20 protein-coding genes and 1 pseudogene are annotated in these 22402 nt (G+C 57.5%); 7 read left to right on the forward strand and 14 right to left on the reverse strand.

Going from position 1 to position 22402, the window contains the following annotated elements:
- Window positions 1-200 precede the first annotated feature (200 nt).
- Together AC07XF_RS20765 and AC07XF_RS20770 are read right to left on the reverse strand one after the other, a co-directional pair.
- Window positions 201-1556 carry a dicarboxylate/amino acid:cation symporter gene (locus AC07XF_RS20765; RefSeq protein WP_007983831.1) on the reverse strand — a complete coding sequence of 452 codons (1356 nt, stop codon included), beginning with the start codon at window positions 1554-1556 and terminating at the stop codon, window positions 201-203.
- Between the two features lie 105 nt (window positions 1557-1661).
- Window positions 1662-2717 carry a tartrate dehydrogenase gene (locus AC07XF_RS20770; RefSeq protein WP_495027940.1) on the reverse strand — a complete coding sequence of 352 codons (1056 nt, stop codon included), beginning with the start codon at window positions 2715-2717 and terminating at the stop codon, window positions 1662-1664.
- A gap of 136 nt (window positions 2718-2853) precedes the next feature.
- Between AC07XF_RS20770 and AC07XF_RS20775 the strand changes: the two genes are divergently transcribed.
- Window positions 2854-3777: a LysR family transcriptional regulator gene (locus AC07XF_RS20775; protein WP_495027941.1), complete on the forward strand. Its 924-nt coding sequence runs from the start codon at window positions 2854-2856 to the stop codon at window positions 3775-3777.
- 142 nt (window positions 3778-3919) lie between these two features.
- Here the strand turns inward: AC07XF_RS20775 and AC07XF_RS20780 are convergent, their stop codons facing one another.
- A complete protein-coding gene (locus tag AC07XF_RS20780) occupies window positions 3920-4693 on the reverse strand; it encodes a ParA family protein (protein ID WP_495027984.1) in 774 nt (257 codons plus the stop codon).
- A gap of 181 nt (window positions 4694-4874) precedes the next feature.
- Here AC07XF_RS20780 and AC07XF_RS20785 point away from each other — a divergent pair, with 181 nt between their 5' ends.
- Entirely contained in the window at window positions 4875-5150 is a 276-nt protein-coding gene (locus tag AC07XF_RS20785; protein WP_495027942.1) for a YuaX family protein, read from the forward strand.
- Window positions 5151-5407: 257 nt separating this feature from the next.
- Here the strand turns inward: AC07XF_RS20785 and AC07XF_RS20790 are convergent, their stop codons facing one another.
- Window positions 5408-6445 carry a LacI family DNA-binding transcriptional regulator gene (locus AC07XF_RS20790; protein ID WP_495027943.1) on the reverse strand — a complete coding sequence of 346 codons (1038 nt, stop codon included), beginning with the start codon at window positions 6443-6445 and terminating at the stop codon, window positions 5408-5410.
- Between the two features lie 212 nt (window positions 6446-6657).
- Here AC07XF_RS20790 and AC07XF_RS20795 point away from each other — a divergent pair, with 212 nt between their 5' ends.
- Both AC07XF_RS20795 and AC07XF_RS20800 read left to right on the forward strand, forming a co-directional pair.
- Window positions 6658-7989, forward strand: a complete 1332-nt coding sequence (locus tag AC07XF_RS20795) for an MFS transporter (RefSeq protein WP_495027944.1) — start codon at window positions 6658-6660, stop codon at window positions 7987-7989.
- 13 nt (window positions 7990-8002) lie between these two features.
- A complete protein-coding gene (locus AC07XF_RS20800) occupies window positions 8003-9358 on the forward strand; it encodes an amidase (protein WP_495027945.1) in 1356 nt (451 codons plus the stop codon).
- A gap of 188 nt (window positions 9359-9546) precedes the next feature.
- Here the strand turns inward: AC07XF_RS20800 and AC07XF_RS20805 are convergent, their stop codons facing one another.
- From AC07XF_RS20805 to AC07XF_RS20835, 7 genes and pseudogenes are all read right to left on the reverse strand, one after another.
- Window positions 9547-10278 carry a hypothetical protein gene (locus AC07XF_RS20805; protein WP_495027946.1) on the reverse strand — a complete coding sequence of 244 codons (732 nt, stop codon included), beginning with the start codon at window positions 10276-10278 and terminating at the stop codon, window positions 9547-9549.
- A 74-nt stretch (window positions 10279-10352) separates the two neighbouring features.
- Window positions 10353-10478 (reverse strand): annotated as a pseudogene (locus AC07XF_RS20810) (TetR/AcrR family transcriptional regulator); the annotation flags it as partial.
- 434 nt (window positions 10479-10912) lie between these two features.
- Complete coding sequence (locus AC07XF_RS20815) at window positions 10913-12232, reverse strand: OmpP1/FadL family transporter (RefSeq protein WP_495027947.1); 1320 nt, start codon at window positions 12230-12232, stop codon at window positions 10913-10915.
- Window positions 12233-12384: 152 nt separating this feature from the next.
- The gene (locus tag AC07XF_RS20820; protein ID WP_495027948.1) at window positions 12385-14286 is read right to left on the reverse strand and encodes an acyl-CoA synthetase; all 1902 of its coding nucleotides are present in this window, start codon (window positions 14284-14286) and stop codon (window positions 12385-12387) included.
- 2 nt (window positions 14287-14288) lie between these two features.
- Window positions 14289-15245, reverse strand: a complete 957-nt coding sequence (locus AC07XF_RS20825; protein WP_495027949.1) for a fumarylacetoacetate hydrolase family protein — start codon at window positions 15243-15245, stop codon at window positions 14289-14291.
- 175 nt (window positions 15246-15420) lie between these two features.
- The gene (locus AC07XF_RS20830; protein ID WP_495027950.1) at window positions 15421-16512 is read right to left on the reverse strand and encodes a VOC family protein; all 1092 of its coding nucleotides are present in this window, start codon (window positions 16510-16512) and stop codon (window positions 15421-15423) included.
- Window positions 16513-16599: 87 nt separating this feature from the next.
- Window positions 16600-17214, reverse strand: coding sequence for a TetR/AcrR family transcriptional regulator (locus tag AC07XF_RS20835; protein WP_495027951.1), 615 nt, complete (start codon window positions 17212-17214; stop codon window positions 16600-16602).
- A 195-nt stretch (window positions 17215-17409) separates the two neighbouring features.
- On the opposite strand from AC07XF_RS20835, the gene AC07XF_RS20840 reads away from it, so the two are divergent.
- Window positions 17410-17859, forward strand: a complete 450-nt coding sequence (locus tag AC07XF_RS20840) for a winged helix-turn-helix domain-containing protein (protein ID WP_495027952.1) — start codon at window positions 17410-17412, stop codon at window positions 17857-17859.
- A 72-nt stretch (window positions 17860-17931) separates the two neighbouring features.
- Here the strand turns inward: AC07XF_RS20840 and AC07XF_RS20845 are convergent, their stop codons facing one another.
- The 3 genes from AC07XF_RS20845 to AC07XF_RS20855 form a co-directional block, all read right to left on the reverse strand.
- A complete protein-coding gene (locus AC07XF_RS20845; RefSeq protein WP_495027953.1) occupies window positions 17932-18579 on the reverse strand; it encodes a TetR/AcrR family transcriptional regulator in 648 nt (215 codons plus the stop codon).
- Window positions 18580-18581: 2 nt separating this feature from the next.
- A complete protein-coding gene (gene mhpA / locus AC07XF_RS20850; RefSeq protein WP_495027954.1) occupies window positions 18582-20240 on the reverse strand; it encodes a bifunctional 3-(3-hydroxy-phenyl)propionate/3-hydroxycinnamic acid hydroxylase MhpA in 1659 nt (552 codons plus the stop codon).
- 311 nt (window positions 20241-20551) lie between these two features.
- Complete coding sequence (locus tag AC07XF_RS20855; RefSeq protein ID WP_495027955.1) at window positions 20552-21004, reverse strand: Lrp/AsnC family transcriptional regulator; 453 nt, start codon at window positions 21002-21004, stop codon at window positions 20552-20554.
- Window positions 21005-21156: 152 nt separating this feature from the next.
- Between AC07XF_RS20855 and AC07XF_RS20860 the strand changes: the two genes are divergently transcribed.
- A complete protein-coding gene (locus AC07XF_RS20860; RefSeq protein WP_495027985.1) occupies window positions 21157-21774 on the forward strand; it encodes a LysE family translocator in 618 nt (205 codons plus the stop codon).
- 62 nt (window positions 21775-21836) lie between these two features.
- Entirely contained in the window at window positions 21837-22322 is a 486-nt protein-coding gene (locus AC07XF_RS20865) for a MaoC family dehydratase (RefSeq protein ID WP_495027956.1), read from the forward strand.
- Window positions 22323-22402: the final 80 nt, after the last annotated feature.

The raw sequence follows: 22402 nt of genomic DNA on the forward strand, positions 1-22402 counted from the left end.
GTCCGGCTGCGCAGCAGTCGTAAATCCGGCTTGCACGATCTCTCTGACGTACCGCGAACTCTGATTTTACGACTGCTTCGCAGCCGGACGCAGGCTACGCCAGCTGCTACAGATTGCGTTGTGGCTTAACTGATCGGCATTACCCTCTAGAGGCCTTTCTTTTGCTTGATCAAACACGGCACTGACTGTCGCTACGCGCCCTACGCCCGAGACGCTTTTTTCAAGTCTGGCAGTACGGACCGCTCCTCCACTGCCGAATGAGCAAAAATACGATCAGCCTGGCCCACCGCGGATCTCTCCTCCTCGACTTCACCATTGAGCGCCTTGTTCATTTTGACCGTATCGAGCGCCCCTACCCATTTGGCGATGGCCATGGTGCCGACACCATTGCCGATGGTGTTGGTGATGGCCCGCGCTTCCGACATAAACCGGTCGACACCCAACAGCAACACCATGCCCGCTACCGGAATGGTGCCCAGGGAAGACAAGGTAGCGGCCAGGATGATGAACCCGGAACCTGTGACCCCCGCCGAGCCTTTGGAGGTGAACATCAACACCGCCAGTACGATCAATTGGTCGGTCAGGGTCAGTGGAGTATTGGTTGCCTGCGCAATGAAAATCGCGGCGATGGTGTAGTAGATCGCCTGCCCGTCCGGGTTGAAGGTCAGGCCGGAGGGAATGATCATCCCGGCGACGGGTTTGGACACCCCGGCCTTCTCCATTTTGGAAATCATCTGTGGCAGTACCGATTCCGAGGAACTGGTGCCCAGCACGGTGAACAGTTCTTCCTTGATGAATTTCAGAAATTTCCACAGGCTGAAACCGCTGTAGCGGCAGATCGGGCCGAGTACGAAGATCACGAACACCGCACAAGTGAGATAGACGCAGGCCATCAACTTGCCCAGAGAGAACAGTGAGCCGAAGCCATACTTGCCGATGGTGAAGGCGATGGCACCAAATGCGCCGATCGGTGCCAGGCGCATGACCATGTTGACGATGCGGAACATGCCCTGCATCAGGCTATCCAGCGTATCGACGAACGCTTTACCGCGTGGACCTACATGCGCCAGGGCGATACCCAGCAGGATGGAAAACAGCAGGATCTGCAGCACATTGCCCTTGGCGAAGGCATCGACGATGGTGTCGGGGATGATGTTCATGACGAAGTCCATGAACGATGCATGTTTCACAGCCGAGGTGTAAGTGGCCAGGCTGGAGGTGTCCAGCGTCGCGACATCGATGTTCATGCCTGCGCCCGGCTTGAACACATCCACCACTACCAGGCCGACCACCAGCGCCAGCGTCGAGACCACTTCAAAATAGAGCAAGGCCCGGAAGCCGACACGCCCCAGTTCCTTCATGTTTTCCATGCGCGCGATGCCGGTGACCACGGTGAGAAATATCACCGGAGCGAGGAGCATCTTGATCAATTTGATGAAGGCGTCGCCCAGAGGTTTGAGCGCGGTGCCGGTTTCGGGAACGAACACCCCGACGATTGCGCCGAGGATCACAGCGATGAGTACCTGTACGTACAGTTTGCCAAATATTCTTTTCATGACAGGGCCCTGATTTTTTATTGTTGTCAGGAAATGCCAAGGAGTCAGATCCAGTGACCTGCCCCTCGGCGGTGTGCCGCAGTACTACTTTGAATCGCTGGAAAATCAGCGGTTGATCAGCGCGATGACCGCATCAGTGATCTGGCGTGTGGTGGCGTTGCCGCCGAGATCCGGGGTATGCAAACCACTTTCGGTCACGGCTTCGATGGCTGACATCAGTTGCTTGGCGGCAGCTTGCTCGCCGAGATGTTCAAGCATCATGGCGGCGGTCCAGAACGTTGCGATCGGGTTGGCCACACCTTTGCCGGTGATGTCGAAAGCCGAACCATGGATCGGTTCGAACATCGACGGGAATTTGCGGGACGGGTTCAGGTTGGCGGTTGGTGCGATGCCCAGACTGCCTGACAGCGCCGCGGCCAGGTCGGACAGAATATCGGCGTGGAGGTTGGTGGCGACGATCACATCAAGCGTCGATGGCTTGAGCACCATGCGCGTGGTTACGGCATCCACCAGTTCCTTGTCGATCCTGACGTCCGGGAAGTCCTTGGCCACTTCATAGAAGATCTCGTCCCACAACACCATGCCATGACGCTGGGCGTTGGACTTGGTGACCATGGTCAAGTGTTTGCGCGGACGGCTCTGCGCCAGCTCGAAAGCGAAACGGTGAATGCGTTCGACCCCGGCACGGGTGAAAACCGATACTTCGGTGGCGACCTCTTCCGGCAGGCCGCGGTGTACGCGGCCACCGTTACCGGAGTATTCGCCTTCGGAGTTTTCCCGCACCACCACCCAGTCAATTTGATCGCCATTGTGCAGCGGACTTTTCACCCCCGGCAGTACTCGCGCAGGACGCACGTTGGCGTATTGATCGAAGCCCTGGCAAATCGGCAGGCGCAAGCCCCAGAGGGAAATGTGATCCGGAACGTTGAGCGCGCCCACCGCACCGAAGAAGATGGCATCAAAGGTTTTCAGTTCTTCCAGGCCACCTTCGGGAATGTAGTACCCGTTTTTCAGGTAGTTATCCGAGTTCCAGTCAAAGTGTTTGAAATCCAGTTGGAAACCGGATTTTTTCGACAGGGCTTGCAACACCTCGACGCCAGCGGCAATCACTTCAACACCGATGCCATCACCTGGAACCGCTGCAATCTTGTATGCGCTCATGGTCAACTCCACTCTCGTAACGTTCTTGTTGTGCCTGTCGAACGGGCTGTTCAATCAGGGTGTGAGCGGAGTATATGTAGTGAACAAATAGATGTGAGTTACTCAAAATCACTACATAAATAACTTTGAGTTACGAATGAACCAGACCCTGGATTTGTCCTTTTTCTACCTCTTGGCCAACAAAGGCAGCCTCGCCGCGACCGCGCGGGAACTGGGCATCACGCCGCCGGCAGTGAGTAAACGCCTGACCGCACTGGAAGCTCGACTGGGCATCCGCCTGGTCAACCGCACCACGCGCTCGATGAGCCTGACTTCGGAAGGTGAACTGCTGTTTTCCCATGCAGCCCGCATCCTGACGCAGATCGATGAGGTCGAGCAGTTGATCAACAGCAGTCGGGCGACGCCAAAGGGTCTGATTCGGGTGAACGCGTCGTTAGGCTTCGGTCGCCGTTACATCGGCCCCGCTCTGGGTGCATTCTTTGCCCAGTACCCGGAGGTGGAGGTACAACTGGAAATCAGCGATCACCCCCTGGACCTGACGACCCATGGATTTGACCTGGGCATACGCTTCGGTACCCTGCCGGACGCCGCCTTCCATGCACGCAAGATCGCGTCCAATCGTCGTCTTCTATGCGCTTCGCCGCTGTACCTGGAAAAGCATGGTATGCCACAGCGCCTGACGGACCTGCAGCAACACAACTGCATCTTTCTGCGGCAAAACGAAACGCCCTACGGTGTATGGAGTTTCACCAATGGGGGGCGCACGCAAAACATCAAGGTCCGTGGGGCTTTGGGCTGCAATGACGGCGAAGTGGCACTGAACTGGGCGCTGGAAGGCTACGGCATTCTGTTGCGAGCCGAATGGGACATTGCCCGCTATGTGCGCAGCGGCCGCTTGCGACTAGTGCTGGAAGACCAGACCCCGACGCGGGCCGATGTCTATGCGGTGTACCCACAACAATTACATCTTTCAGCCCGAGTGCGCAGCTTGATCGATTTCCTGGTAGAGCGTTTCAAGCACATTGACCACCTTGAAGAAGCGGCAGGCATGCAAGACTGAACAGCGTGGGCTCGCCTCCACTTTGGCTAATCGCACTGGCATTTCGAGTTCAATTTTATGTTCAGCGCACACAATCAGATGGAGAAGCAGCGTTGGCTATACAGTCGCCAGAAACTCAAACTTCCCCCCCCTGCTCTTGCGATCAACTGGCTCGCTCCAAAGCTGAAAACAGGCTGACGAATTCCAATGAAAGCTTATGACGCGGCGCCAGATGGATCATGGGCACTGACACCTCATGGGACTCACGCATTTTGACCGTGCTGCTCAAATAATCCGGTAACACAGGCAAGCCTTCAGCCACCAACTCGTCGATCAGCAACTGGTGCAAGCTGGCACGCGCCACAAATTGGTTGACCACCACACCTTCCACGATCAACGACTCGTTGTGGTCAGCCTGTAATTCGGCCACTTGCGCGATGACGTTGTAGAGCGCCTGACGAGAAAAGCTGTCGCAGTCGAAAGGAATCAACACGCGGTCGGCTGCAATCAGCGCGCTGAACGTATAGAAATTCAGGGACGGCGGTGTATCGATATAAATGCGTTCGTAATCCTCGGAAAGCGCCACCAACAGGCGGCGCAGCTTGTTGATCTTGAACCTGGACTCAAGCTTTGACTGCAGGTCAGCAAGCTCGCAGCTAGCCGTGACCAGATGCAGATTGTCGTAGCGGGTATCAGTGATGGCCACGCGATTCTTTTTGCTGGCCGGGCCGCTGGACAATGTTTGCTTGAAGAAATCGGCAATCCCCATGGGGATATCATCACCTGTCAGCCCGGTCAGGTAGTGGGTCGAGTTAGCCTGAGGGTCGAGATCCACCAGAAGCGTCCTATAGCCTTCGGCAGCACTTACAGCAGCAAGATTGCAGGCGATGCTTGATTTGCCAACGCCCCCTTTTTGATTGAACACAACTCGACGCATGAGACAGGTAACCTGAGAAAAACCTCCCTCGATCATAGGAATGAAATATTTCAGTAATGTTTCTGCGCGACAATATTGTTTCATTTTTAAGACAGCCAACACCACGCTCCGACTGCTTCACCAGATCAGCTGTCGGCCAGTGGTTTATGCCTGTACGTAGCGTTATACAAGGAGGTCAACGATGCGATGCTCACCGGATGAAATGCGCCACCAGATCCTGGACGCCGAACCCGTGCTGAAACGACTCGATATCGAGATGGAAGGAATTCAGTTCGATCCGCTGGTGCCTTCAAGCGTCAACGCTGCCTACGCCAAGGTAGATCGGGTGATCGAGCATTTGTTGGCCCGCTTCAAGGCAAACCCCATCCTCGGGCCATTAACGACGGAGCTGAAGTCCCAATACTTTGACGGTATTCGAGCGAAGGTCGTGCACGCCAGGAATGGCAAACAAGTTTGAAAACCTTGTCGGCAGTGACCGTTTAATTTGCTCTTTGATTGGCCGTCGTTGTCTCCCGTGGGGCACAACATTTCGTACTTATGGTGACCACGGCGAGAACTCGTTTACTGACAGTGCCACTGGGTGCCTTTGGCGACCATGGCGGCGCTGTTCGTATGCTTTGCCCACAGTTCGCACTGCAAGGCCTATGCGGCGTAGTAGCGGGGGAACGCTCAGAAACTCCCGCTCCTGCCGGCGAAGGGCCGTGCAGCCGCCCCTCAGTCAGCGCGGCGCAACAGCGAGGAACTCGCCCGCACCTGCAATTGCGGCGCCAGGATGATCGACTCGGCGGCCTCGCCTTTGATGCGCTTGAGCAGCAACTCCACCGCATGCCGCCCCATCTGTGCCATCTGCAGGCGCACGCTGGTCAGTGGAACGATTAATTCATTGGCTAGCGGGATGTCGTTGAAGCCGACGACGGCAATGTCCTTGCCCGGCTGCAACCCTTTGTCGCGTGCGGCGCCCATCAGGCCAATGGCAAGGAAATCGTTGACCGCGAAAAACGCCTGCGGGCGTGGGTTGAGCCCCAACAGATATTCGCCTTGTTGGTGTCCGGTGTGGCTGTCGAAAGGACCATTGAGTATCCACTCGGGGCGCAGGGTTAGGCCTTGTTCGCGGTAATAACGGATGAACCCGCGGGTACGATCAGCCCCGGTGGACGCATGTCGTTCGCCAGCCAGGATCGCCACATCGCGACAGCCCAGCCGATACAAATGCTCAGCCGCCAACCAGCCGCCCAATTCGTCGTCGCTGGCCGCCGACAGATGCCCGGCAATCTGCCGGCTGACCAGCACGTAGGGAATTTGCTTGCGTGCAAGCAGATCGAGTAGGGGCTGGGTTTCACCCACATGCGAGTCACCCACGATCAGCCCGGCCACCGAGCGGCGCAAGGCGTGCTCGGCACGCGCCATCTGGCGCGGCTGCTGGTCGTCGGTATTGGAGACAAAGGTGAGGTAGCCGGCCTGCTCGGCCGCGCTGTCGATGCTGTCGTAAATGGTCGCCATTACCAGGTCGGTGAGGCGCGGCATGAGCACGCAGATCTCCTGGCTTTTACGCAATTTCAGGTTGGATGCCTGCGTGTTCGGCCGATAATCCAGCTCTTTGGCCAATGCGCGGATGCGCGCCACCACCTCGGCCGACGCCGCTCGCTCAACCCCGGTCGGGTCGCCATTGAGCACCCGTGACACCGTGGAAACGTGCAACCCGAGTGCAGTCGCCATGGACTTCAGGGTGGCGGGGCGAGATTGATTCGGCATGTCTGAAAGGCTTCCAACCGTCCGTTATTCAGCGCGCGATTCTACCTCAATACAGCACCTCCTCTCGGAAATAAACCTTTACCCAAACGATTGACTAAAACTTTTTCTCTCACTACATTTCGCCAACCCAAACGTTTGGGTAACACAATAAAAATACGCCGGACGCGGCCGACTTTTTGACTTCTGCCAATCATTTGAAGAGTCAGATCCCTATGAACAGCGCAGCTATTCCGTCTTTCCGCTACCAGATTTTCTTCCTGATCATGCTGATGGCACTGCTCAACTACATTGACCGCGGCGCGATCGCCTATGCCTCGGCGAGCATTCTTCCGGAGTACGGTTTCGACAAGGCCGACTGGGGCAAGGTCCTGGGTTATTTCGGTTACGGCTACATCCTCGGGGCGTTGATCGGCGGCATCCTGGCCGACCACTTTGGCGCCAAGCGCATCTGGCTGATTGCGGGTGCCACCTGGTCGATTTTCGAGATCGCCACCGCGTTTGCCGGTGACCTCGGGCTGGCATTCATGGGAGGCTCGGCCATGGCCGGTTTCGCCACTATCCGCGTGCTGTTCGGCTTTGCCGAAGGCCCGGCCTACTCGGTGATCAACAAGAGCGTGGCCAACTGGGCCACGCCCAAGGAGCGCGGCTTCGTGGTCTCGGTGGGACTGCTCAGCACACCACTGGGCGCGCTGCTCACCGCTCCGGTAGCGGTAAGTCTGCAAACCCTGACTGGCGGCTGGCGCAGCATGTTCGTGGTGCTGGGCGTGGTCAGCCTGGCGCTGCTGATTTTCTTCATGACGCGCTTCACCAACACCCCCGATAAGAACCCGCGGGTGTCCAAGGCCGAGCTCGACTTCCTGCGACGGGAACGCGCAGCGGCAGCCAATGCTTCAACCCCGACCACTAGCGTTGCGCCGGTATGGCATTTCTTCAAGAACAAGGACCTGATACTCAATGCGGTCGGTTACTTCTCGTTCGTGTACGTGACGTTCCTTCTGCTGACCTGGACCCCCAAATACCTGCAGGACGAGTTTCACTACAACCTGTCGTCGCTGTGGTACATGGGCATGATTCCGTGGACCGGCGCCTGCTTCACCGTGCTGCTGGGCGGCAAAATCTCCGACCTGCTGTTGCGCCGCACCGGCAACCTGAAGGTGGCACGCAGCTGGCTGGCCGCGACCTGTCTGCTGTTGACCACGCTCTGTTTCATACTGGTATCGCAGGCCCAGACCGTGTGGGGTGTGATTGCCCTGATGACTCTGGCCAACGCCCTCAACGCGCTGCCCAACTCGGTTTACTGGGCCGTGGTGATCGACACCGCGCCGTCCAACCGGGTCGGTGCCTACAGCGGCATGACCCATTTCATCGCCAACACCGCGTCGTTCATCGCGCCAATGCTGACCGGCTACCTGACCGTGCGCTATGGCTACTCGTCGATGTTCGTGGCCGCGGCGGTAGCCACTGCACTGGGCATGAGCGCGATGCTGATGGTGCGTCCCGGCAGTCGGCAATCCAGCCCTTCCCCTTTATCCGCAGCAGTTTGATGGAGTTGTTTGTATGAGCCTGGCGGAACCTACTCACGTTGGATCTTTTTTTGGTCAATCGGTCATCGCGCTGGCCGAGCGCCTGCGCACGGGCAGCCTCACGAGTGTCGAGCTGACCCAAGCAGCCCTGGACAGCATCGAGCGCCTGAATCCGACTTTGAACGCCTTCGTTCATGTCGATCCACCCGTGGCGCTGGCCCAGGCGCGCAAGGCCGACGAGCTGTTCGCCCAGGGCCTGGACCTGGGCCCGCTGCACGGCATACCGGTGGCGGTCAAAGACAATATCGACACGTTCGACTATGTCACCACCTACGGCTCTGCTCATTTCGCAGGCTTCAAGCCGAGCCGCGATGCGCTGTGCGTGCAGCGCCTGCGCGAGGCCGGTGCGGTGATTGTCGGCAAGACCTTGACCCACGAATTCGCCTACGGCCCGACCGGCGATCGCTCGCTGCAGGGCGCGGCACGTAACCCCTGGGATGTCAGCTGCATCACTGGCGGCTCCAGCGCCGGCAGCGCGGCGGCGGTGGCCAGCGGCATGGTGCCGCTGGCGCTGGGCACCGACACCGGCGGATCGATCCGTATTCCGGCGGCGTTGTGCGCAGTGGTCGGCTTCAAGCCATCGTTTGCCAGTGTGCCGCTGGAGGGGGTGTTCCCGCTGGCGTCGAGCCTCGACCACGTGGGTCCGATCGCCAACCACGTCGAGGATGCGCGTCTGCTGTTCGAAGTGGTGGCTGGGCGAGTTTGTGCGTCGGTGGCCAACCCTCGACCGTTGCGGGTTGGCTGGATCACCACCGGGAGCTTCGGCCCGGTCGACGTTGAGCTGGATCGGCAGGTATACCAGGCGGCGCGGCAGCTGTTTGGCGAGGCGCTGCAGGATACTGCTGAACTGGAGCCGCTGGCGGCCGGAATGAAAGACACCTTGCTGGTGCTGCAACGCGCCGAGGCCTTCGATGTGCATGCCGAGCGCATGCAGGATGCACCGCACAAGTTCGAGCAGGAGGTGCGCGAGCGCCTCGAATTGTCGCGTGAAGTCAGGGGCTGGCAATACATCCGCGCACAAGCCAGCCAAGCACGATTCAAGGTGGCGATGGCTCGCTTGTTCGAGTGCTATGACTTTCTTGTCTCGCCCAGCGTGCCGATTACCGCGACAGCAGTCGATGCGCGCGAGGTCCGGGTTGGTGACCAGGACATCGATGTGCGCGCCGCGCTGCTCAGCCATACCAGTGCCTGGAACCTCACCGGGCTGCCTGCGATCAGCCTGCCGGTGGGGCTGGTAAGGGGGATGCCGGTGGGGCTGCAGGTGATTGGCGCCGCGGGAGAGGATGATCGTTTGTTGCGGGTGATGGCGCAGCGATTCGTACGGGACTAACGGGTCAGCAGCGACACATACCCTGTAGCAGCTGGCGAAGCCCGCGTTCGGCTGCGCAGCAGTCGTGAACCCTGGGCGCGCGGTGGGTCTGACGCACCGCATAGGCTGACTTTACGACTGCTGTGCAGCCGAACGCAGGCTTCGCCAGCTGCTACATGGATCGCGTTTTGGCTTGATTAATCGGTATGTCACGGATCAGGCGCACAGCGCCAACCACCAGCTGGAATGAATGTGCCGAGTGAAGACATGACGGCTTCATTGGCGAAAATATCCGGGGCAAACGGGTCCACCGATGATGGCAGCAGGCATTGGCCAGTTTTGGCGGGGAGCGTTGAGCACTCGATTTCCCATGGGGTTTCTCCGGCGTGATGCCGGCCAAAAGACAGTTCGCAGGCAAACAGGGAGGCAGGATTTATTGAGCTTTCGGGTTGGCTGAACTTTTCGCGCAAATGAGTGCCCGGTGTCAGCGGTGTGGGACGGCTGGCGGCGAACAGAAAATAGTCCCCGGCCAATAGCAGACAGCCCTGACGCGATGGATCATCCATCGCTTGCAACCATTGGCCACGACAAGCACCGAGGGAGTCGGGCAAGCGTTCCCATATTTCGTAGTAGCTTTCGTCCAGAGCGGTTTCGATCAGGCACTCACTGGTTTCAAAGTGCATGCGACCAATGTCTTCAGCGCCACTGACCGGCTGATAGTCCATTTTGCGATGCCATTGGCAAATGTCGACGTCTATCTGGGTCACCCCGGCGAAACCTTTCTGCTCACACAACGCCAAATGTTGAGAGTGGTTGAGTTCTTCGAGCGCCAGACTTGGGAGCGGATTGGAGGGGATTCGCAGGTCGGCAAACAGTCGTGGTGTCTGTAGCCAATACACGGCCGTTTCGCTGTCCGAACGCCCTGAGCGGTGCTGGATCAAACGCCGCTTCCATACGCCAAGATAACATTGCGCAACTTGATGCATTGATATTCCCTTTGTTATGCGTCGCGTTTGGGCAAATAGGGCAGTCCGAAATGGTGATCGTACAATTTGTGCATCAGGTCGCCAAGCTCGATGTCGTGCTGACGGTCAACCTGGGTGACTTCGGTCAGGCCGTGCTGGGCGAGGTTCAGTTGGCGTAAGTCCCGGCTAGATATCAGCTATTTCATGACGACTTCAGGATCGCAAAGAGGCTGCTGGCGAAAGCAGCCCTTCACGAAAGGCAGCAATCGGCTGTGGATTCAACCGGTCGATGCAACACAAACCCTCCAGACTTTTGATTTGCGTAATTCGGTGGCGCCGTCCCGAACTCGCGGAGCGCGCGTTCGGGGTCCTCCAAATCGCCACGGATAGCGACGACCTTCAGACAGGCGCAGATTTAAAGCAGAGACCCTCTTGTGGAGAGTGCACTGACAGCAAGGAGCTTGGTGCAGCGCCTCGATTAGGCATGGCTACTAACGCCGTGGAACGCGTAGCGTCCGCCCGCTGTAATGAGCCCCCATGACAGGTTCAGCAATGGGCGCTGGAAAACTACTCAATCAATTCGTAGTGGAAATGCTCTGAGTCAGGTCGATCAGTACCGATAGGTTGCCTGCACTGAAACTCCATTCGCGCTGTTTTCGTAGTTGGCACTGTATTCAGGTTGAAGACCGGAGTTGTTCGACTGCTTTACCGAGGCTTTGGAATCCCAGAGATAACCATAAGCAAAGTCTATCGTCAGATCGGAACTCGGCGAATAAGCGCCACCCAGTGTCACGGCTTGGCGATTGCCGACCGGAACGCGCACGCTGCGATCGGCATTCCTGATTGGCGACGGATCATAGGCGTAGCCTGCGCGCAGCAGCCATTGTTGGTTCAATTGCCAGGATGCGCCAACTGCGGTGGACCACGTGTCGTGCCAGTTCATTTCTTCGGTCACACTTCCCAGGCCGGCCGCCTGACCCAAGGGGGAAAGACCGCTGTTGACTGCCTCGACCTTCTTGATCCGGCTCCAACGTTTCCAGGTGGTCCCCAGGTATCCCGTCCAGCGACTATTGAAATGATGGGTGATAGACGTGTCCACGGATTCGGGCATAGTGAGGTCTATCTTGTTGTCATAGTTTCCGTCCAGCGGGACAACGCTCGGGGAGCCGGAAACCTCAGTATGCCCTTTGAGTTCATAGCTCACCTTCGAGTGATAGTTAATCCCCCAACGGGTCGCATCACTCAAATCAAACAAGACGCCGACGTTGTAACCAAGTGCCGTGTCATCGCCTTTGATGGTAACCAGTGTGTCCTGGCCGTTGTTCAGGGCGCCGGTGGCCAGGTAATTCTGAAGCTTTGCATTGAAACGGTTTATGGTCGGTCCGCCACCAATGGACACGTAATCATTGATCCGCCAGGCAATGGTGGGCTGCAGGGTTATTTCCCTGGTCGTGCTATAGGAGCCATGATAACGGCCCTGAAAACCGCTCTCGTAATCATTGATCAGACCACTCGGAGCATACAGGCCAATACCAATCGAAAATCGATCGTCAAGCGGCGTCGACATATAGGCGAAAGGGACGACCCCCAAAGGTACCGAGTCCCCTTTATTCGTTCCCGGGGCACTGCTCTGCGCATCACTGATGTCATCGCTCACCGAGACGACCGCAGCTCCGCCGGAAATTTCAGGGCGTTTCAATTTGGTCAAACCTGCAGGATTTCCAAAGATAGTGCTGGCGTCCAGCGCAGAAGACGATCTTCCCGCATAAGCAGTACCCGCACTGCTTGCACTTTGTTCGTTAAGGGCAATGCCATTGGCGCTTGCGCTTGTTGAAACGCTGAGTATTGCCGCGGCACCTGTGAATTTAATCCAGGAAGACACTTCTCGCACAGCTGAGAGACACGGGGTTGCACGGTTGCTCAGTTTCATTTCCCACCTCGTATTGTTTTTATTGATTGGTGCGCAGGCAAAGCTTCGCCTTCCGGTGCACTTGGCAGTGCCGGTTGGAGTTGATCGAAGTTGTGAAAAAGGCCCTGGTTTATTACTACCAGGGCGCAGGTGCCGAACTTACGAAGTCAGGATCATTTGAGCCACTCCACCTGAAAGCTATAGCGACCTAGAAGGAGGGCCAGGGGCTCTTGATTTCTCCCAGCCCGGATGCAGGCGACTAACCCACGTTGTTCGTGCTGAATGACCTCTACTGCAATGTCCTGCAGACACATGCGTTCCACTTCCTGCCGAACGACTCGGGCCACCTCGCGCTGCTGCAAAGCGGGCTTGAAGATCTTGCCAACCGCCGTCAATGGCAGTGCGTCGAGGATTTCGATCCGCTTGGGAATGGCCGCCCGCTCACTGATGTGGTGCAGAGCAAATTGCTCAAGTTCTTCAACATTGCAGACGTGGCCTGGTCGCAGTTGCACGTAGGCGACCGGCACTTCACCCGAATAGGCATCCGGGCTGCCAATGGCAGCTGCCAACGCCACCGCCGGGTGGGCTTGCAGAGCCTCTTCGATTTGCTTGGGATCGATATTGTGGCCGCCGCGGATAATCAGCTCCTTTTTGCGCCCGGTCAGCCAGAAGTAGCCATTTTCATCCTGGCGCCCCAGATCGCCCGTATTCAGCCAGCGCTGACCATTTATGTTGATCCACAGGCCGCGGTTATGGCTTTCCTCAACGTAACCCTCGAACAGGTTCGGACCCGTGATGGTGATCAGGCCAATTTCGTCGACGTCGGCGTCGCGCAGATACTCTCCTGCGTCATCGAGCATGACTGCGCGCATGTCCTGGTAGGCAATCCGTATACCGATGGAACCGATGTAGCGCTCGCCATGGGGCGGATTGACCGAGGAGACGCATGCGCCTTCCGTGAGTCCATAGCCTTCGAGGATCTTCACCCCGGTCCGGCCTTCGAATTCCCGGAAAAGTTCGACCGGCATCGGCGCGGCACCACACATGGCATAACGAAGGCTGGACAGGTCGCAGCCTTCCAGCTCGTTTTGCAAAAGTGCGGAATAGACAGTAGGAACACCGGAGAAGAAGTTGATGCCGAAGTGCTCAACCATCTCCCAGAAGTGCGGGATCACACCCTCACCGCGATAACCCTGCGGCGTGCCGAGGATGACATGATCACCTTGGCTCCAAGGCATCAGGCCTGTCACCAGCTGTGCATTTACATGGAACAGCGGCAACCCACAGAAAATGACCTGGCCACTCTCATGTGGTTGCATGTGCGTGGCCATGGCCCACGCGTTGAAGACCTCCGCCCCATGGGTACGCATCGCGATCTTGGGCAGCCCGGTGGTGCCGCCGGTGCAGAAGTAAGAGGAACGATCCTCAGGGCGAAACAGCCGGGCACTCTTCAAATGCGTGCCTGGCTGAGCGTCCATCAACGTTCGTAATTCGTGAATCGTGGCCCCCCTGTGCAACTCACGTTCTTTCTGTGCCAGGGATTCAAGGGTTTCACGCTGAGCGACATCAACATAGGGTCCCATGCCAACCCAAACGACGTGCTTGATCTCGGGAAGTTGATCCAGCTGAGAGGCCAGCTTAGGCCACAGGTCGCTGCCCGGAGTCGGCGCGAGCGTTACCACCACACTGGCCTTCGCGGCCCGTAGCAAAGCCGCTATCTGTTTGGCCTCTTGCAGCGGATTGATCGCCATGACGACACCGGCCGCTTCACCTCCCCAGATGGTGAAGTGGGTTTCCGGCAGGTTGGGCAGGATGAAGGCAAGCACTTCCCCCGGGGTAATGCCCAGGTCGTGGAAGGCATTCGCCGCGCGAGTGATATCTTCGACGAGTTCGGCATAGCTCCAGTGGTGGGTGTTCCTGAAGCAGCTGGCGTCGGCGAAGAAACTCAGTGCGGGCGCGTTGGGGCTAAGCTCGGCTGTCCGTGTCAGTGCTTCATAGGTGCTGGAAGCCAGGCTACGCTCTGCCAACGGGACCTGCTCGATACTTTCAATGTCGTTCAGTGATCGCACCATCATCGTCAGGCTTCCTCTACGACTCGGTTGCGTTGCACACCCAGATCAATCACGCCATCCGCGCTGCTAATGCGCGCTTCAACGACGTCTCCTGGCTTGAGATACTGAGACCGCCCTTCCTGCGCTTTGAGGAAAAGCTTCCACTTGGTGGCTTCTGGCATCAGGGCCGCAATGCGCTGTTTGGCGGGTGAAGGTATGGTCAACGCGCATCCCGCAGGAGTACCGGTGGCGATCAGGTCGCCGGGGGCGAGATCCTGGACGGTGGAGAGTTCGGTCAGGGTTTCAGCGGGGCCATATACCAGGTTGGCCGTGCTGTCGCTCTGTCGCACTTCGCCGTTGACCGTCAGGCGCAACTGCAAGGCTTTCAGGTAATGCATGTCTTGGGCATCCAGCAGGCAGAGGTACGGGCCGACCGGGCCAAAAGTACGGAAGCTCTTGCCCTTGTAGAACTGCATCTGAGGGATCTGAATGTCGCGTGCCGAGTAGTCGTTGACAATGACCACGCCGGCAATGAACTCATGCAGGTTGGCGTCATTGACGGTCACTGCGCCGCTGATTACGCGTTTCATCACCAGCCCAAGTTCGATCTCATAGTCAAGGAAACGCACGGTGCGCGGCTTGATCAGGACGCTGTCTGCGGCCACCAGGCAACTGGTCGCCTTGGTGAACATCATGTTGTATTTCTTCGCATCCGGATCCATGCCCGACTCGATCATGTGCTGTCGGTAGTTGGCCCCTTGGCAGACGAACTGTTGATTGCGGGTCACCGGCGACAGCAGCTTGACTTTGTGCGCCTCCAACTGAGTACCTTTCAGTTGAGCGAGGTCATCGATACTGTTCTGGCAGATGAAGTCACCCGTGGTCTCAAAAGTGCCTGGGACAATCGTGATACGGTCTTGGCGTAGCACGCCCCAGTGGATACCGTTCTCAAACTCAAAGCGGACTACGTGTACAGCAGACATTGAAGGTACTCCTGGAGCAGTGTTTGTCCCGCGCTCGATGGTGCGAGAACTGTGGTGTTGTTCTGAAGGTGGGTTGGCGACGCTGTAGATCAATGAGCCGCCGGCGATCAAGGCACTGGCCTTGAGCACGTCTCGCCGGCCATACCGTTTAGTGATGCCCGACATGGCGGCCGCTCTACCCGAACATCCGCATCAGCGTGATCAACTTGCGAATCGTTAAGTCCGGGCTGCGTCGCAGGTTGCGAACCAGCGCTCGCATATTGCTGAAGCTCATCTTGGGTTTTGTAAAACTCTTGGGCATGCGCTGCCCCCACTGCGCCATTGCTTCAGGGCTCACGGGATGGATGCCCGTAGGCTGTATGGCCGTAAAAATATCCCCATCGCAGTAGTGCTCGTGTTTATCCCCCCAAGGGTCTTGCCAATAATCGAAGATCTGACTGCCCAGAATGTGCCGGCCGATGCCCCATGAGTGCTCCCAACCCCGCTCTCGCAGAACCCGCTGCCCCATGCCCACCGCGTCTGCGTCGACGACTTCATAGGCACTATGACTGTAGGTCGCCATGAACCCCTGCGCGATCGCCAGCGTATGGTGATCGGCCGGCCTGTCACCGAGATCAAGGCGCATGAAAGCGACGATGGGGGTGCCGTCGGGGAGTACCTGCACATCGCTGGGAATAAACCCGAAATGCTGGGTATACCAGGCACAAGTCGCCTGATAGTCGGCCACTTCAATGACGATATGGCCCAGTCTGAGGACTTCAGGCGGTGCAATCGGCGGGCGCTGTGTGGCGTTGATTCGCGGCTGCTCTTGCGCCAGATTCCAGGGAAGTGGGGCTCTGTGTTCCAGGGTTTTACCGGGCGTCTGGTCGCAAACCACCTCGACGATAAAGCCAGAAGGATCGGTCAGTCTGACGTAGTGGCCGCCGCCAGGATGGGTCGAGGCCCCGACCGAGGATGCACCTGGAATTTGCGTCAGCTTTTCCAGATCCTTGAGCGATCGGACTGCCAGGCCGAACCCGATAAAGCCTGCCTTTTCTGCACGGTGCACACGGTAACAATAGGGAGCCGACTCTGTGCCACGCAGATAGAGCATTTCGGCGTTCTGATGACTGACGGTCAGACCGAAGTCAGTCAGGAAATGCGCCGCCTCATTCAAGTCCGGCCTTTGAAAAATCAGGTGAGTCAGACCTTGGGCCTTCACCGTCGGTTGCGGATGCCTGGCAGGCTGTCGCGTTGCCAACCGGGGCATTTCATTTTTGCTATTCATTGTTCTTGTTTTCCAGTTTTTTAGGGCAAAGCGATCCCCGAACCCCTGAAAACTTCAGGGGTTTGCTCGTAGTGTCGGTTACCGCGCTTAGTCGATCGGAGGAAGTGCCGGCAACTCTGCGGCCGCCAGCGCTTTAGCCTCTTCAAGAGGCACACCCAAGGCCCGCAACACGAGTTCGGCCGTATCAGATCCCGATTCGCGCCACGTTCTGTGCCCTTCCAGAACCAGGAAAATGGACCCGAGGACGCTGCTCGATATGAGCGTCAGGACCGAGAGCAATTGCTCTTGCTGAAACATGTACCGACCGGTGGAAAGTCCACTCAGAAGATCCGTCGTCGCCTGGCTGCTAAACATTTCACGCAGCGAAGAGTTGCTCATGGCGAACTTATGGATGAATGCCCCCCAGTGGGAGTCTTCGTGAGCCCGACGAATGAAGAATCGGATACCATTGGCCAGGCGCTGAGCGGGATCGGAGAGGGAGTTGAAGCTCTTGTTGACCCGTTCATGCATCTCTTTGGCGAGCTGACTGGCGACCGCTTCGAAAAGGCTTTCCATACTCTCGATGTTGCTGTAGATCGTGCCGCGCGCTACCCCCGCCTCTTGTGCAAGGTCGAGAATGTTCACTTGCAAGGTGCCTTTTTCCGCGAATAGACGAAAAGCGGCTTGGTGAATGCGGCGCTGTGTTGGATTCAGGGATTGCACAATTTATCTCCAGACTCATCTGAGGGTCGATTGAACACCTGTGTTCAATCGATGTCAACGTGTTTTCGGGATGACAGTTCCCACCTCGCGCCTGGATTTGATGTGAGGCTCAATATTTTGCCCCTAGAAGAAAGGGGGTTCTGGTTTTCAACGGGCTTGCAAAATTACCGTTTCTAGTGACATCGTTGAACACGTATGTTCAACAAGCCTTTTGGTCGCGGTCTGATCCCGCCAGCTGGATACGGTTTGAATGATGAACACGCCTCTACACATGGCGAGGAACGCTGCACAGGTGAAGCGAAAACCTGCATTCAACGGAGGGAACTGCAATTGATCGTGCCCAACAAGGAAGACTGGAAGTTAGACATCGGTCATAAGGTACTGGTGAAGGACGACGTCAAGGTCATCCTCACAGGCATCGAATCGGCTCTGGTAAGAACTCTGGTGCAAGCGGATAACCGTGTGGTGAGCAGAGAGGACTTGATTCGAAGCATCGGTCGAGAGCCGGATCAATACTGCGGTCTGGAGATGAGCCTTAGCCGCCTGCAAGACAAGTTCAAAAAGGTCACTCGTGGTGAGCGATTGTTCTGCGCTGTTAGAAATCGAGGATATTGCTTGATCCAGAGTATCGCTCACGAGTACTGACACTAAGGAAGCCGGAGGTTCGCCAACGCTTCGCAAAACGTAAAAACAATGTAACTCCGTGCAGCCAGCAGATCAGGTGGGCAGTGGCTTTACGGCTATTTTCCGGGCTTTGGCAGGCGCTACGCCCAGGGCCCGGAGAATCATTTCGGCGACCCGCACATCGTGCTCAGTCACTGCACGTCCCTCGACAACAGAACGCATCGCTCCGGTTGTACACGATAAGACCAAATCCAGGGCGATCCCTTCATCCTCATAAGCAAAAGTGCCTGCACGCAGCCCTTCACGCAGATCGCTCATTACATGAGTAGCCAATCGCGAGCGCATGGCCTGGTCGAAATGGATGATGCGCAGCAGCGCATTCGCCCATTGGTGGTCGGCGGCCGCCCGACACACAAACATGCGTACGCCAATCGAAAGCCGCTGTGCTCCGCACTGCACGTCCGCGTTCAAGACAGAAATGGCGTCAGAGAACTCGGCGGCCATGGCAATGCCCACCGCCTCGAGTACTTCGTCGCGCGTTCGGAAATAGTTGTAGATGGTGCCGTTAGATACGGCCGCCTCGGCGGCGACTTCGAACAATGCGATCTCCCCTACCTCCTTACGTGCGACAAGTCGCAATGCCGCGTCCACCAGACCGCGACGGGTGCGCTCACGCTTCTTGTGCCCCCTGGTGAGAGGTTCTGGCGCAGCAGCTTCTAAAGGAGGTGTAGGGAAATGCATGATTAAGCTCGTAATCTGATCGGCTCGTTGATGGTAATGGAAACGCGGCCAGGAGTGGCGTCATTACTCATCAGCAAGCCCTGGCAATCTCGAAGGAGTCTGCTTGCCTCTGTGCCAGGGGCGTGGTGCATGATGATACGGTCAGGACGAACGGCGACCAGTGTTCCTTTCGCAGCCAGCGGCAGGATGTCATGGTTCATGTCTTCGATGAAGTCACAACTGCCGCCGGAGCGTTGACCGTGGGGTCTAACCTCCAGGAAGTGGCCCCCCATTTTTTCCCAGGCAACGATCTGATCAGTGGTGAGCAGTGTCAACGGGTCAACACCGAATCCAACCAAGGTCAGATTGTCTCCCAGTGCATCGTCGCTCAGCTTGATCTGCTTTTGCAGGGTGCGAACCCAAGCTTGGGGAAACAGGCTGCCACGTACCAGCTTGTCTCCCCGACGATGCTGCACGAACAGGCCGTGCTTGAAGGTATTCTTCGGCTTGATATCCAACTGCTCGAAGTACCTTCTGGTGGCTGGAGTCAACGCCAGCATGCGCATCAGGCCGTGGATGAAAAAAGCCGCGATCTTGTTCTTGGGCATTACCAGACGGCCCATGAGTTTCGCCAGATTGATCATCGCCTGAGCATGCGGGCGGCGCTCTACGTCATAGGTATCGAGTATCGCAGGCGCGGCGTGGCCACGAAGAACCCAAGCAAGCTTCCAGGCAAGGTTGGCGCCATCACGAAGGCCCGCCACGAGACCTTGCCCAACAAAAGGGGGGGTGATGTGTGCGGCATCACCGACGAGGAAAGTACGTCCCTTGCTGAATCGATTGCAGCAACGCGCGTGGAATCGATACACCGCCTTGCGCTCGATTTCCAGTTCCTGCGGATTGACCCATGGCGCAATGAGCCGCGCGATGCTTTCCGGGCTTTCCAGCTCCTCCCGGGATTCGCCGGGTTGCAGCATGAATTCCCAGCGTTCCCTTCCACCCGGGGCGGGCATGTGCGGCGTGGGCCGCCGCGGATCACAGATAAACTCAATGTGATCGATGGCTGACTGATGCCGATTCCTGGCATCGACAATCAGCCAATCCTCTGCATAGGTTTGTCCTTCGAACTCCTGGCCAATCAGTGCTCTGACCCTGGAGCTGGCGCCGTCCGCACCGATCAGGTACTGGGCACGAACAGAATGCGAATGCCCATTTTGATCCCGTACGGTGGCGACCACGCAATCCGCTTCCTCGACCAGATTCTCCAGCTCGAAACCACCCAGGCTGGTCACTGATTTCAGCCGGGAAACCTGGCCACGCATCGCTCGTTCGAGGTCGGGTTGATAGAACGTCACAAGTTTGGGATGGCCGTCGACGCACCCTTCAGTATTGGCTCGACCGAATTGCCCGAGGACCGGAGAGTGCATTTTCACTTCAGGGATAACGATCTTCTCGAAAGCGTCCTCCGACAATCCGGCGAGTTGCAGAATGCGCAGAGCCTCGTTGTCCAGAGCAATGGCACGAGGCATCAGAACGATTTCATGGAGCTTGTCCAGCACCAGGGTCGTAACCCCGTAGCGGCCGAGCAGCGCCGCGATTGTCGCACCCACCGGACCGTTTCCGACGACCAGTACATCGACGGCGGAGGGAGGCAATTCGGAAACTTTCTTGTTGTTGTTCATCTCGAGCCCTTGTTGTGATTGAAGTCGTGAGGCGCACAGGCCTCATCGTCAGGCAGAGTCAAGGTATGCAATATTGAGAAATTTTTCAATATTGATGTTTCCGTCATTAATTTTTCGAGCTCATTGAAGAGCCATGATGAGACCGATCGGGCGAGCCGAGATATCAGGCGGGCGCGGCAGAGCGCGTTCAGATCAAGACAACGAGTTCCGCAGACTCGTGGCGTGAATCGACCGGCTGAATCCACAGTCAGAAGCGGTCACGCCCGACTCTCATGAAGAACCGCATGAAGCCAGAGGCTTGCGCCGGGCTGTCACAAAGGAAGTGGCCTGTCCTGTACGACCCGTTTCATGACGAGCGTCGAGGTCAGCCGTTGTACGTTGGGCAGCGTGGAAAGGCTCTCATCGTAAAGCCTCTGGAAGGCCGGCAGATCCTGGGTGATCACGTGCAGCAGGTAGTCCGGCTCCCCAAACAAACGCTGGGCATCGACCACCTGGGGAATTTCGACGAGCGCAGCCTCGAAAGCCGCGACCGCTTGCCTGTCACCCTCCCGAAGCGTGGCAAACACCATGGCGGAAAAGTTCAGGCCGAGTGCTCCGGGATCCAGCTGTGCACGATAGCCCAGCAACACCCCAGACTCCTCCAATGCCCGAACTCGCCGATGGCAGGGAGACAGGCTGAGACCCACGCGCTCGGCCAGTTCGGTGACCGACAGGCGACCATCCTTTTGCAGCTCGGAAAGAATCTTTCGATCAATCCTGTCCATATAGAAGAATCTCCCAATCAGACCCGTTCCGATGATCATCTTTGAAAGTAAATTCTAACAAGATTTCATTATTCTTCCTTCAATCATTCATAGCCGTCCTGCGCTCAAAACCGTTGCAGGGGCGGTCTTTGATTCAAGGAGCGGGTAGCACCATGACCTTCAGCGTTTTCGTTGCATTCTGGGCAGTGTCGATTCTGTTCATCATCACACCAGGCGCAGATTGGGCCTACGCGATTTCGGCGGGGTTGAAGCATCGAGTCGTCCTGCCCGCCGTAGGCGGTCTGTTATCCGGCCACTTGATTGCCACAATGATTGTTGCCGGTGGTGTTGGCACACTGGTCGCCAACCACCCTCTGGCCTTGTCGGTGCTTACCGTTGCCGGGGCGGGTTATCTGCTTTGGCTGGGCGCCAACATGCTTGCCCGCCCTTCCACACCCCGCGCGGATGAGACTCAGGTGTCAGGCTCATGGAAGCGTTGGGCGCTCAAGGGGCTTTGCGTGAGTGGGCTGAATCCGAAAGTCTTCCTGCTGTTCCTGGCGCTCTTGCCTCAATTTGCCGACGCCACCGCGCCCTGGCCTGTACCGGTGCAAATGATTGCGCTCGGACTCGTCCACACTGTCAGTTGTGGCGTGATCTACCTGCTGGTCGGATTTGGCTCGCAGGTTGTCCTGCGGACGCGCCCTGCCGCCGCTCAACGGGTCAGCCAATTTTCCGGAGCCGCCATGATCATCATCGCGCTGGTGCTGCTGATTGAGCAATTGCGGGGTTGATCCCTCATCAGCGGGACATTTCTTGTTTTTTGCCACCGCTTCATCACTGCCAGGAAGTGCTTATGAAAAGCCCGAGAGAACGTGCCGCCGAAGGTCTCCAGGTAGGTGACCGGTTCACAATAGTCCGCTGTTTTTCAGAGGATGATATTCAACAGTTCGCACTGATCTCTCGTGACTACAACCCGGTTCATTGCGATGCGCGCTACGCGCAAATACGCAGGTTCAAGGCGCCCATTGCCCATGGCCTCCTGACCGCCAGCCTCATCACTGAAGTTGGCGGGCAAATCGGCTGGCTGGCGACTGGGATGAATTTCGAGTTCAAACGACCGGTTTATGCAGGCGAGCAAATCACCTGCCACTGGCTCATCGCCGACATCGATGAACGCGGTCACGCAAAAGCCGAAGTCAGGATACTCAACGCACAGGGCATCACGGTGCTGGAGGCAACGACGACTGGCGTCCTACCCGGAACTGAAGAGCGTGAACGCCTCCAACAAATGCTTGCTGAGGGCGATCTCACTAACGGAGCTGCCACCCCCATGACTTGATGCCCTGGAATGGGTGGCAACTGGTGATATCTTTGTGTGTCCGCCAAGGGTCGACAGAAGACTTTCGCCAGGCTACACGC

The sequence above is a fragment of the Pseudomonas sp. GW821-FHT01C01 genome, assembly GCF_059422645.1.

Coding starts and splice junctions, on each gene's coding strand:
- AC07XF_RS20765 (WP_007983831.1), bottom strand. CDS start 1,556: ATGAAAAGAATATTTGGCAAACTGTACGTACAGGTACTCATCGCTGTG.
- AC07XF_RS20770 (WP_495027940.1), bottom strand. CDS start 2,717: ATGAGCGCATACAAGATTGCAGCGGTTCCAGGTGATGGCATCGGTGTT.
- AC07XF_RS20775 (WP_495027941.1), top strand. CDS start 2,854: ATGAACCAGACCCTGGATTTGTCCTTTTTCTACCTCTTGGCCAACAAA.
- AC07XF_RS20780 (WP_495027984.1), bottom strand. CDS start 4,693: ATGCGTCGAGTTGTGTTCAATCAAAAAGGGGGCGTTGGCAAATCAAGC.
- AC07XF_RS20785 (WP_495027942.1), top strand. CDS start 4,875: ATGCGATGCTCACCGGATGAAATGCGCCACCAGATCCTGGACGCCGAA.
- AC07XF_RS20790 (WP_495027943.1), bottom strand. CDS start 6,445: ATGCCGAATCAATCTCGCCCCGCCACCCTGAAGTCCATGGCGACTGCA.
- AC07XF_RS20795 (WP_495027944.1), top strand. CDS start 6,658: ATGAACAGCGCAGCTATTCCGTCTTTCCGCTACCAGATTTTCTTCCTG.
- AC07XF_RS20800 (WP_495027945.1), top strand. CDS start 8,003: ATGAGCCTGGCGGAACCTACTCACGTTGGATCTTTTTTTGGTCAATCG.
- AC07XF_RS20815 (WP_495027947.1), bottom strand. CDS start 12,232: ATGAAACTGAGCAACCGTGCAACCCCGTGTCTCTCAGCTGTGCGAGAA.
- AC07XF_RS20820 (WP_495027948.1), bottom strand. CDS start 14,286: ATGATGGTGCGATCACTGAACGACATTGAAAGTATCGAGCAGGTCCCG.
- AC07XF_RS20825 (WP_495027949.1), bottom strand. CDS start 15,245: ATGTCTGCTGTACACGTAGTCCGCTTTGAGTTTGAGAACGGTATCCAC.
- AC07XF_RS20830 (WP_495027950.1), bottom strand. CDS start 16,512: ATGAATAGCAAAAATGAAATGCCCCGGTTGGCAACGCGACAGCCTGCC.
- AC07XF_RS20840 (WP_495027952.1), top strand. CDS start 17,410: ATGTTCAACAAGCCTTTTGGTCGCGGTCTGATCCCGCCAGCTGGATAC.
- AC07XF_RS20845 (WP_495027953.1), bottom strand. CDS start 18,579: ATGCATTTCCCTACACCTCCTTTAGAAGCTGCTGCGCCAGAACCTCTC.
- mhpA (WP_495027954.1), bottom strand. CDS start 20,240: ATGAACAACAACAAGAAAGTTTCCGAATTGCCTCCCTCCGCCGTCGAT.
- AC07XF_RS20855 (WP_495027955.1), bottom strand. CDS start 21,004: ATGGACAGGATTGATCGAAAGATTCTTTCCGAGCTGCAAAAGGATGGT.
- AC07XF_RS20860 (WP_495027985.1), top strand. CDS start 21,157: ATGACCTTCAGCGTTTTCGTTGCATTCTGGGCAGTGTCGATTCTGTTC.
- AC07XF_RS20865 (WP_495027956.1), top strand. CDS start 21,837: ATGAAAAGCCCGAGAGAACGTGCCGCCGAAGGTCTCCAGGTAGGTGAC.